Genomic DNA, 11203 nt, shown 5'->3' on the forward strand with positions numbered 1-11203 from the left:
CGTGTTTACCACATCAGATCATCAGGGATCTTGTAGGCGGCGTACGGGTCGTCTTCGTCCGCTTCCTCGACATGGGTATTGAGCAGCAGGATACGGCCAGGGTCGCGCTCCTGGATCTTCATCGCCGCTTCGCGAGGGATAACCTCGTAGCCACCAGCATGCGACACCACGGCCAACGCGCCGTTACTCAGCTTGGTACGCATCAAGGCATTGACGGCAATGCGCTTGACCTTCTTGTCATCGACGAAGTTGTAGTAATCCTCGGTGCTCAGCTTGGGCAGGCGCGTGGCTTCGATCAGTTGCTTGATCTGGGCGGCACGGGCCTTCTGCTCGGCCTTTTCCTGCTGCTGACGATTCAGCTCCTGGTCACGCTTGACCTTTTCGGCCATGGCTTCCTTGGCCATGCGCTGCTGGCTGTCGTCGACTTCGACCTGGCCTTTGTGCTCCATGCGCTTCTGTTTCTTTTCAGCTTTGTTGGTCTGCGAGACCTGTTTCTGGTTGACCAGACCGGCTTTGAGCAATTGGTCGCGAAGGGAAAGGCTCATGAATGTTCACTCACTTATGCAACAGCTCAGCCGCAGCTGGGCAGGTTCTTTTCCTGACGCTTGGCCTCACCCCAAAGGGCATCCAGTTCGTCAAGGTTACAATCTTCAATGGGGCGACCACTGTCGCGCAATGCCTGTTCGATAAAACGGAAACGTCGCTCGAACTTGCGGTTGGCGCGGCGCAGGGCGTTTTCCGGGTCATGCTTGAGGTGGCGGGCCAAGTTGACGGTGGCGAACAGCAGGTCGCCCACTTCATCTTCGAGGGCATCGGCATCGCCGTCGGCCATGGCCTGCAACACCTCGTCCAGTTCTTCGCGCACCTTGTCCAGCACCGGCAATGCCGACGGCCAGTCGAAACCGACCGTGGCCGCGCGCTTTTGCAGTTTGGCTGCCCGGGACAGGGCCGGCAAGGCTGACGGCACGTCATCGAGCAGCGACAGTTGCTCGGGCGTGCTTTTCTCGGCCCGCTCCTCGGCCTTGATCTCCTCCCAACGGGACTTGACCTGGGCCTCGCTCAGGCTGGGGGTATCCAGCGGCGCATAAAGCTCGCCGGTAGGGAATACATGCGGGTGGCGACGAATCAGCTTGCGGGTGATGCTGTCGACCACGCCATCAAACTCGAAACGCCCCTCCTCCCGGGCCAGCTGGCTGTAGTAGACCACCTGGAACAGCAAGTCGCCCAGCTCACCTTGCAGGTGCTCGAAATCACCGCGCTCGATGGTGTCGGCGACTTCGTAGGCCTCTTCGAGGGTGTGCGGGACGATGCTCGCGTAGTTCTGCTTGAGGTCCCATGGGCAGCCGTACTGCGGGTCGCGCAGGCGGGCCATGAGGTGCAGCAGGTCTTCGAGGGTGTAGGTCATTGTCAGCAACTCCTCGGCGGGGGCTTGCCGGCGATGGGCCGCACAGCGGCCCCAATGCAGGTTATCAAGGGGTACGATTACGCCGCGTCTCGATGATGTTCGGCAACTGCGAGATGCGCCCCAGCAGGCGCCCCAGCGCGTCCAGGCCCGGGATCTCGATGGTCAGCGACATCAGCGCGGTGTTGTCTTCCTTGTTCGAGCGGGTGTTCACCGCCAGCACGTTGATTTTCTCGTTCAGCAGCACCTGCGAAACATCGCGCAGCAGGCCCGGGCGGTCGTAGGCACGAATGACGATATCGACCGGGTAGGTCTGCACCGGGATCGGCCCCCAGCTTACCTGGATCATGCGCTCCGGCTCCTTGCCCGCCAGCTGCAGCACCGAGGCACAGTCCTGGCGGTGGATGCTCACGCCACGGCCCTGGGTGATGTAGCCGACAATGGCATCGCCCGGCAGCGGCTGGCAGCAGCCGGCCATCTGCGTCAGCAGGTTGCCGACCCCCTGGATCTGGATATCGCCACGCTTGCCAGTACGCGGGCCGGTAGGCTTGCGCGGCACCAGCTCGATTTGCTCGATACGCTCGGGTTCCAGCAACTGCTGGGCAGCATTGACCAGATGGGCCAGGCGCAGGTCACCCGCCCCCAGCGAGGCGAACATGTCCTCGGCGGTCTTGACGTTGGTTTTCTCGGCCAGGCGCTCGAAGTCGACCTGCGGCAGGCCCAGGCGGCTGAGTTCACGTTCGAGCAAAGTCTTGCCAGCGGCGACGTTCTGGTCGCGCGCCTGCAGCTTGAACCAGTGAACGATCTTGGCCCGCGCCCGCGAGGTGGTGACATAGCCCAGGTTGGAGTTCAACCAGTCGCGGCTGGGGTTACCGTGCTTGCTGGTGATGATCTCGACCTGCTCGCCGGTCTGCAGGCTGTAGTTCAGCGGCACGATACGGCCGTTGATCTTGGCGCCACGGCAGTTGTGGCCGATTTCGGTGTGCACGCGGTAGGCGAAGTCCAGTGGCGTGGCACCCTTGGGCAGGTCGATGGCATGGCCGTCCGGGGTGAACACGTAAACCCGGTCCGGTTCGATGTCGACGCGCAGCTGCTCGGCCAGGCCACCGATGTCGCCCAGCTCTTCGTGCCACTCCAGCACCTGGCGCAGCCAGGAGATCTTCTCTTCGTAGTGGTTGGAGCTTGGCTTGACGTCGGTGCCCTTGTAGCGCCAGTGGGCGCATACACCGAGCTCGGCTTCTTCGTGCATGCCGTGGGTACGGATCTGCACTTCCAGCACCTTGCCCTCGGGGCCGATCACCGCCGTGTGCAGCGAGCGATAGCCGTTCTCCTTGGGGTTGGCGATGTAGTCGTCGAACTCTTTGGGGATGTGCCGCCACAGCGTGTGCACAATGCCCAGCGCGGTGTAGCAGTCGCGGATTTCCGGCACCAGCACGCGCACCGCACGCACGTCGTAGATCTGGCTGAATTCCAGGCCTTTGCGCTGCATCTTGCGCCAGATCGAATAGATGTGTTTCGCCCGACCGCTGATATCGGCCTTCACGCCCGTGGCCAGCAGCTCGTTCTGCAACTGGTTCATCACGTCACTGATGAAGCGCTCACGGTCCAGCCGGCGCTCGTGCAGCAGTTTGGCGATCTGCTTGTACTGGTCGGGTTCGAGGTAGCGGAAAGACAGGTCTTCCAGCTCCCACTTGATGTGGCCGATACCCAGGCGGTGCGCCAGCGGCGCATAGATGTCGAACACCTCGCGCGCGACACGCAGGCGTTTCTCGTCGTCAGCAGCCTTGACCGCACGGATCGCGCAGGTGCGCTCAGCCAGCTTGATCAGGGCCACGCGCACGTCGTCGACCATGGCCACGAGCATCTTGCGCAGGTTCTCGACCTGCGCCTGCGAGCCCAGCACCAGCGACTGCCGAGGGCTGAGGCTGGCACTGATGGCAGCCATGCGCAGCACGCCGTCGATCAGCTTCGACACCACCGGGCCAAAACGTTGGCTGACTTCAGCCAGGGTGACCTTGCCTTCGCGCACCGAGCGGTAGATGACCGCTGCCACCAGGGAGTCCTGGTCGAGCTTGAGGTCGGCGAGGATTTCGGCGATCTCCAGCCCCGCCTGGAAGCTGGACGTACCGTCCGCCCAGGAATGCTTGGCCGGGTTGCCCTTTTTCTCGACTTCATGGGCAAACTCGCAGGCCTCTTTCAGCGCTGCGCGATCCAGTGCCGAATCGACGCTTACCACATGGTCCAACCATGCTTCGAGATTGATACTGCCGTCGGTGTTGACCGGCTGGTGCACTCTCACCTGTACCATCTTTGTTTTACCTTTCCATACAGCGCACCACGCGGGTGCGCTGGCGATCACCGTGCGGCTGCCATTCCATGGAAGCCGCACCAAGGGGCCAGTCTGCTAGCCCGCTTCGAATAACGCCATGGCCTCGACATGCGCCGTTTGAGGAAACATGTCGAGAATCCCGGCCCTTTTTAACCGGTACCCCTGACCGACCAGCACCTGGGCGTCTCGCGCCAGCGTGGCCGGGTTGCACGATACGTAGACCAGCCGTTTGGCCTGGAGGCGTGCGATGCCTTGCACCACCTCGAAAGCACCGTCGCGCGGTGGATCCAAGAGTACCGCAGAAAAGCCCTCGGCGGCCCATCCGGTGCCTGCCAAAGGCTGCGATAAATCGGTCTGAAAAAACCGTGCGTTATGCACATTGTTGTTTCGGGCATTGGCCGCGGCCCGATCGACCATGGCCTGTACACCTTCCACAGCCACCACTTCGCGCGCCTGGCGGGCCAGCGGCAGGGCGAAGTTGCCCAAGCCGCAGAACAGGTCCAGCACACGTTCGTCGGCCTGCGGTGCGAGCCAGGCCAGGGCCTGCTCGATCATCGCCGTGTTGACCTGGGCATTCACCTGTACGAAGTCGCCCGGGCGCCAGGCCAGCTCCAGCTGCCACGGTGTCAGGGCAAAGCCCAGTTGTGCGGTAGCGTCCACCGGCGCGGGTTCACCTTCACCCTGCAACCACAGCTGGGCATTGGCCTGCTCGCAAAACGCCTGCAGTTTCGCCAGGTCTTCTGCCGGCAGCGGCGCGACATGCCGCACCAGCACCGCCTCGGCGGTACCACTGAACAGCTCTACGTGGCCCAGCGCCTGCGGTTTGCTCAAGGAACGCAGCACCGTCGGCAAGTGGCGCAGAATCGACTGCAAAGGCTGTACCAGCACCGCGCAATCGTCGATGGCAATGATGGCCTGGCTGGCTTCGGCACGGAAGCCGACCTCCAGCTGACGCGCCTTGACGTCCCAGCGCACGGCCACGCGGGCACGGCGTCGGTAGCCAAATTCCGGCCCGCTCAGCGGTGCGGCCCATTCCTCGGGCTGCACGCCAGCTACTCGCTGCAGCTGTTCGGCCAGCGTGCGCTGCTTGAGCGCCAGCTGCGCTTCGTGCGGCAGGTGCTGCAGGTTGCAGCCTCCGCAGCGGTCGTAATAGCGGCACGGCGCCTCGCGGCGCTCGGGGCTGGCCTGTAGCAGGCGCTCCAGGCGGGCCTCGACCACTTTGCCACGGGCATTGAGCACGCGCGCCTCCACAGCCTCACCGGCCAGAGCGCCACTGACGAACCAGGTGCGCCCGTCAAGGAAGGCAATGCCACGGCCGTCACCGGCCAGGCGCTCGATATCCAGGCGCTGCTTCTTCCCCACGGGGACCTGGGGGCTACGGTTGCCGCCGGCCGGCTGGAAGCGCAGGCCGCTGTTGCTTTTTTTCTTGGACATTTAGCTCGGGTCGAACAGGCCGGTGGACAGGTAACGGTCGCCGCGGTCGCAGATGATCGCGACCATCACGGCATTTTCCACCTCGTGGGACAGGCGCAGCATGGCTGCGACCGCACCACCGGAAGACACGCCGCAGAAAATGCCCTCTTCACGGGCAAGGCGGCGGGTGGTGTCTTCGGCTTCCTGCTGCGACATGTCGACCACGCGGTCTACGCGGGTGGCGTCGAAAATTTTCGGCAGGTATTCCTCGGGCCAGCGGCGAATGCCTGGAATGGCCGAGCCTTCCATGGGCTGCAGGCCGATGATCTGCACCGCCGGATTCTGCTCCTTGAGGTACTGCGAGCAGCCCATGATGGTGCCGGTGGTGCCCATGGAGCTGACGAAATGGGTAATGGTGCCTTGGGTCTGCTGCCAGATTTCCGGGCCAGTGCTGTTGTAGTGGGCGATCGGGTTGTCGCCGTTGGCGAACTGGTCGAGCACCAGGCCGCGGCCTTCGGCCTGCAGCTTCTCAGCCAGGTCGCGGGCACCTTCCATGCCCTCTTCCTTGGTCACCAGAATCAGCTCGGCGCCGTAGGCAGTCATCGCGGCCTTACGCTCGGCGGTGGAGTTGTCGGGCATGATCAGGATCATCTTGTAACCCTTGATTGCCGCCGCCATCGCCAGGGCGATGCCAGTGTTGCCGGAGGTGGCTTCGATCAAGGTGTCACCGGGCTTGATCTGGCCACGCAGCTCGGCGCGGGTGATCATCGACAGCGCAGGGCGGTCCTTCACCGAGCCGGCAGGATTGTTACCTTCGAGCTTGAGCAGGAGGGTGTTGCTGGTTTCGCCAGCAATGCGCTGCAGGCGAACCAGTGGCGTATTGCCGACGCAATCGGCGATGGTTGGGTACTGCAAGGTCATGGCGTATTTCACAATCCGGACGGCAGGGGCGCCTATCATACCGGCAAACCCTTCGCGGCCATATCACGCAATCTGTGGTCGATATAGCTACAAGCTATAACGTTAGCCTGTGCTGGCCTCTCGCGGGCGTGCCCGCGAAGAGGCTGGCACATGTAACGGCAACCTCATCCACAACCGCAGCCCATCCTTGCCATTCTCCGCCCACAAGGTGCCACCCTGACGCTGGATGGCACTCCGGGCAATGCTCAGGCCCAAGCCAAAACCACCATCCCCCGGCCGCGAACCGTCCAGACGCGAAAAGGGTGCAAAGATCCGTTCCAGATCCTCTTCCGCCACCCCGCCGCCTTCATCTTCCAGCCACAACCACCAGTAACTGCCTTCGCGCTGCCCACCCAGGCGCACCACACCCTCGGCCGGCGAGTGACGAATGGCATTGCGCAACATGTTTTCCAGTGCCTGGGCCAAGTGGTTGAGGTTGCCCTGCACCCAGCAGTCGGCCGGCACTTCACAGCGCAAGCGTTCAAGCGACCAGCCGCTCTCGTAGCTGGCATTCTCGGCCAGCAGCTCCCACAACGCATGGACTTCGATCGGCTCCAGGTTCATCGGCGCACGTTCGGCGTCCTGCCAGGCCAACTGCAGGGTGTCTTCTACCAGTTGCTGCATGCCGTCCACTTCACGGGTCAGGCGCTCACGCAAGCGTTGCAAGTCGGTTTCACCGTCACAGGCCACCCGCAGCCGGCTCAGCGGCGTGCGCATTTCATGCGACAAGTCGCGCAACAATTGCTGCTGCATGGCCACCGTGCCTTGCAGCCGCTCGGCCATCTGGTCGAAGGCGCGGGCCAGCTCGCCCAGCTCGTCATGCCGGGCGATGGTGCGCGAATCCAGGCGTGCCGACAGCTGGTCGGCACGCCAGGCATTGGCCTGTTCGCGCAGCTGGTTCAGGGGCACGATCAACATGCGGTACAACCCCACGCACAGCAGCAAGGTGAACAGGCCGGGGATGATGCCGTTGGTGACGATGCGCCACAGCAAGCGGTACTGGTCCGGATTGAACCGCTGCGGCAGTTCAATCACCAGCATGCCCTGCTCCGGCGCCGACGGGAAGGGTACACGCACCCAAGGCTGGTCGACGCTGCGACGGCTCATAGGCCAATCGACCCCGCGCAGGCGCGTCAGCCGCTGCATGATCTGCGGGTTGAGGGTGGCACTGTCGAGGGGCCGCAGGTTGATATCCAGCACACCCACCCAGCCCCTTTCACGCTGGTGCATCGCCGCCACCCACTGGTCCAGCCCCGCCCGCCCACCGCTACGCCAGGCTTGCTCGGCCTCGGCGGCATAGCCGCGCAGCGTTTGCCGCGCCGGCTCAGAGAGGAAAGCGTTCTGGATTTCCATGTGCCGGCCCCAGGTATAACTGAGGCCAATCATCAGCAGGCAGAAGCCCACCAGCAAGATGGCCAGCTTCCAGAACAACGAATGGCGGTCGAGCATGGCTCACTCCGCCTCGGTGGCGCTGAGCACGTAGCCCTTGCCCCACACGGTGCGGATCTGCCGCTCGTCATAGCCGATGCCCTTGAGCTTGCGGCGGATCTGACTGACATGCATGTCCAGGCTGCGGTCATGCCGCGAATAGCCGCGTTGCAACACCTGCTGGTAAAGGAATGGCTTGCTCAGAACGTCATCGAGGTTACGGTTGAGGATATCGAGCAGGCGGAACTCGCTGGGCGTAAGGCCTGCCAGGCGGCCATCCAGCCGCACATCGCACAGCCCCTCGTCGAACTGCAGCTCACCGCCGCCGGCCTGCTCCTGCGGCGCCTGATGACGCCGCTCAAGGGCCACCCGACGCAGGATGGCCTCAATGCGCACCTGCAGCTCGGCCATGCTGAACGGCTTGGGCAGGTAGTCATCGGCCCCACGCTGGAAACCACTGATACGGTCGGCCTCGGCACCTAGCGCCGACATCAGGATCACCGGCGTGGCGCTGCGCTTGCGCAACTGTGCCAGCGCCTCAAGGCCATTGAGCCCGGGCAACAGGATGTCCATCAGCACCACATCGAACACCTGACGCCCTGCCGTCTCCAGGCCCTCCAGCCCATTGCGGCACCAGGTCACCTGAAAGCCGCCGCGTTGCAGTTCTTCGTGCAGGTAGGCACCGAGCACCGGATCATCCTCGATGGCGAGGATATTGGAGTTGTGAATAGCTACAGGATTCATTAGCAACTGCCATGCATTCTCAATTGCGCAATTATTGAGCATCCACCGCCTGCCAGGCAACCGCCCTGCGACCAATGCACCGGCAATGGCGCAAAACACGTACTAAAGAGGTGCAATGGTGCCGCAGGCGGAGTAACTTCGCGGCTTGGCCGTCACCACTTGATGGCATCCAGGCACATCACAGGAGGCGAGTGTGCTCGATCGCTTGGGAATCCGCAGCCGGGTCCTGCTGCTGGCACTGCTGCCGGCCGGCCTGATGGCCCTGGTGCTGGGCAGTTACTTCACCTGGCTGCAACAGAACGACCTGCGCACCCAGCTGTTGCAGCGTGGCAAGATGATTGCCGAACAACTGGCGCCACTGGCCGCCCCCGCCATGGCCCGGCTCGCGCCAGCGCAACTGGAGCGTATCGCCGCGCAAACCCTGGAACAGTCCGACGTACGGGCCGTCGCCTTCCTGGCCCCGGACCGCACACGCCTGGCCCACGCCGGCCCGAGTATGCTCAACCAGCCCCCCAGCGGTGGCACGGGCACCCAACTGCTGGAGCGCAGCGGCAATGACGCCACCCGCTACCTGATGCCCGTGTTCGGCCATCACCGAGATCTGGCCACCGATGCCATACCGGCCGAGGCCGAGCGCCTGCTGGGATGGGTCGAGATCGAGCTGTCGCACGACGGCACGCTCCTGCGCGGTTATCGCAACCTGTTCACCAGCCTGTTGCTGATCCTCGCCTGCCTGGCCCTCAGCGGCCTGCTGGCGCTGCGCATGAGCCGCACCATCAACGGCCCCATCGAGCGCATCAAGCACGCGGTCAACCAGCTCAAGGACGGCCACCTGGAAGAACGCCTGCCAACCATGGGCAGCCATGAGCTGGACGAGCTGGCACGCGGTATCAACCGCATGGCCGAAACCCTGCAGAATGCCCATGAAGAACTGCAGCACAGCATCGACCAGGCCACCGAAGACGTGCGCCAGAACCTCGAAACCATCGAGATCCAGAACATCGAGCTGGACATGGCGCGCAAGGAGGCGCTTGAGGCCAGCCGCATCAAGTCGGAGTTCCTGGCCAACATGAGCCACGAGATCCGCACCCCGCTCAATGGCATTCTGGGGTTTACCCACCTGCTGCAAAAAAGCGAAATGACGCCGCGCCAGCTGGACTACCTGAGCACCATCGAGAAATCCGCCGACAATTTGCTCGGGATCATCAACGAGATCCTCGATTTCTCCAAGATCGAGGCCGGCAAACTGGTGCTCGACAGCATCCCGTTCAACCTGCGTGACCTGGTTCAGGACACGCTGACCATCCTGGCACCGGCCGCCCACGCCAAGCAGCTGGAATTGCTTAGCCTGATCTATCGCGACACGCCCGCTTCGTTGATCGGCGACCCGCTGCGGCTCAAGCAGATCCTGACCAATCTGGTCAGCAACGCCATCAAGTTCACCCGCGAAGGCACCATCGTCGTACGCGCCATGCTCGAAGACGAGCATGAAGACAGCGCACAGCTGCGCATCAGTGTGCAGGACACCGGTATCGGCCTGTCGCCGCAGGATGTACGTACGCTGTTCCAGGCCTTCAGCCAGGCCGACAACTCGCTGGCACGCCAACCCGGCGGCACCGGCCTGGGGCTGGTGATTTCCAAACGCCTGATCGAGCAGATGGGCGGCGAAATCGGCGTCGACAGCACCCCGGGCGAAGGGTCGCAGTTCTGGATCAGCCTCAACCTGCCCAAAGCCCACGACGATGTCGAGGCGTTTGCGCTACAGCCGCTGCTGGGCCGGCGCGCCGCCATCGTCGATGGCCACGAGCTGGCCCGTCAGGCGCTGGAACACCAACTGGAAGACTGTGGCCTCAGCGTCAGCCTGTTCACCTCCTACGACCAGTTGCTGCAGGCGGTGCAAGCTGCCAGCCAGGCCGGCCAGCCGTTCGAGTTCGCCGTACTCGGGGCCAACCTGGGCAACCTGTCGCCCGAGCAACTGGGCCGCTACCACCAGCAGCTTGAGCGCTACCACTGCCAATGCGTGGTACTGTGCCCGACCACCGAGCAAGCCCTTTACCACCCGTTCCTGCCCAATGGTCATGGCCAGTTGCTGTCCAAGCCGACCTGCACCCGCAAACTGCGTCGTCTGCTGCTGGAGCTGGTGCAACCACGCCGCCCGCTGGGCGAAGCGAACAGCATCAACGGCCAGCGGCAGCCGAAAATCCTGTGCGTCGACGACAATGCCGCCAACTTGCTCTTGGTACAGACCCTGCTTGAAGACCTTGGCGCCGAGGTGCTGGCCGTAGACAACGGTTATGCCGCGGTGAAGGCCGTACAGGACGAGCCCTTCGACCTGATACTGATGGACGTGCAGATGCCCGGCATGGATGGCCGCGCCTGCACAGAGCAGATTCGGCTTTGGGAAAATACCCAAAGCGGCAACCCGCTGCCGATCGTCGCCCTTACCGCCCACGCCATGGCCAATGAAAAACGCGCATTGCTGCACAGCGGCATGGACGACTACCTGACCAAGCCTATCAGCGAACGGCAACTGGCCCAGGTGGTGATGAAATGGACGGGCCTGAGCCTGGGCACACCGCAGCAGGCGCAAACCGAGCTGTTGGCCAACAGCGACGAGCTCAAGGTACTCGACCCCGAAGAAGGCTTGCGCCTGGCGGCTGGCAAGGCGGACCTGGCAGCCGATATGCTGAGCATGCTGCTGGCTTCGCTGGAGGCAGACCGCGAAGCCATTCGTGCGGCCCGCGATGCAGACGACCGCAATGGCCTGATCGAGCAGGTACACCGCCTGAACGGCGCATCGCGCTATTGCGGTGTGCCGCAGTTGCGCGCGGCCTGCCAGCGCAGCGAGACCTTGCTCAAACAGGAAAGTCCGCAGGCACAGCAGGCGCTGGATGAGCTGGACGGTGCGATCAGCCGGCTGGCGGCGC

At 63.5% G+C, this 11203-nt stretch carries 8 protein-coding genes; 1 reads left to right on the forward strand and 7 read right to left on the reverse strand.

All coding sequences use genetic code 11. The features are described from left to right. Window positions 1-5: 5 nt before the first annotated feature. From APH36_RS30065 to APH36_RS30095, 7 genes are all read right to left on the reverse strand, one after another. Complete coding sequence (locus APH36_RS30065; protein ID WP_060501857.1) at window positions 6-545, reverse strand: DUF2058 domain-containing protein; 540 nt, start codon at window positions 543-545, stop codon at window positions 6-8. 26 nt (window positions 546-571) lie between these two features. Next, on the reverse strand, window positions 572-1405 hold the full coding sequence (mazG, locus tag APH36_RS30070; RefSeq protein WP_060501859.1) for a nucleoside triphosphate pyrophosphohydrolase: 834 nt from the start codon (window positions 1403-1405) through the stop codon (window positions 572-574). A gap of 64 nt (window positions 1406-1469) precedes the next feature. Beyond that, entirely contained in the window at window positions 1470-3710 is a 2241-nt protein-coding gene (gene relA, locus APH36_RS30075) for a GTP diphosphokinase (protein ID WP_016715458.1), read from the reverse strand. 96 nt (window positions 3711-3806) lie between these two features. After that, window positions 3807-5165, reverse strand: coding sequence for a 23S rRNA (uracil(1939)-C(5))-methyltransferase RlmD (rlmD, locus tag APH36_RS30080; RefSeq protein WP_060501861.1), 1359 nt, complete (start codon window positions 5163-5165; stop codon window positions 3807-3809). Next, a complete protein-coding gene (cysM, locus tag APH36_RS30085; protein ID WP_060501863.1) occupies window positions 5166-6065 on the reverse strand; it encodes a cysteine synthase CysM in 900 nt (299 codons plus the stop codon). Window positions 6066-6167: 102 nt separating this feature from the next. Further along, window positions 6168-7553, reverse strand: coding sequence for a cell wall metabolism sensor histidine kinase WalK (locus tag APH36_RS30090; protein ID WP_060501865.1), 1386 nt, complete (start codon window positions 7551-7553; stop codon window positions 6168-6170). A gap of 3 nt (window positions 7554-7556) precedes the next feature. Then, entirely contained in the window at window positions 7557-8276 is a 720-nt protein-coding gene (locus APH36_RS30095) for a response regulator transcription factor (RefSeq protein ID WP_060501868.1), read from the reverse strand. 193 nt (window positions 8277-8469) lie between these two features. On the opposite strand from APH36_RS30095, the gene APH36_RS30100 reads away from it, so the two are divergent. Continuing rightward, window positions 8470-11203, forward strand: a 2734-nt coding sequence (locus APH36_RS30100; RefSeq protein ID WP_060501869.1) for a response regulator, incomplete at its 3' end; no start/stop codon positions are given.

This window comes from Pseudomonas sp. NBRC 111133, assembly GCF_001320605.1.
Taxonomy (GTDB): domain Bacteria; phylum Pseudomonadota; class Gammaproteobacteria; order Pseudomonadales; family Pseudomonadaceae; genus Aquipseudomonas; species Aquipseudomonas monteilii.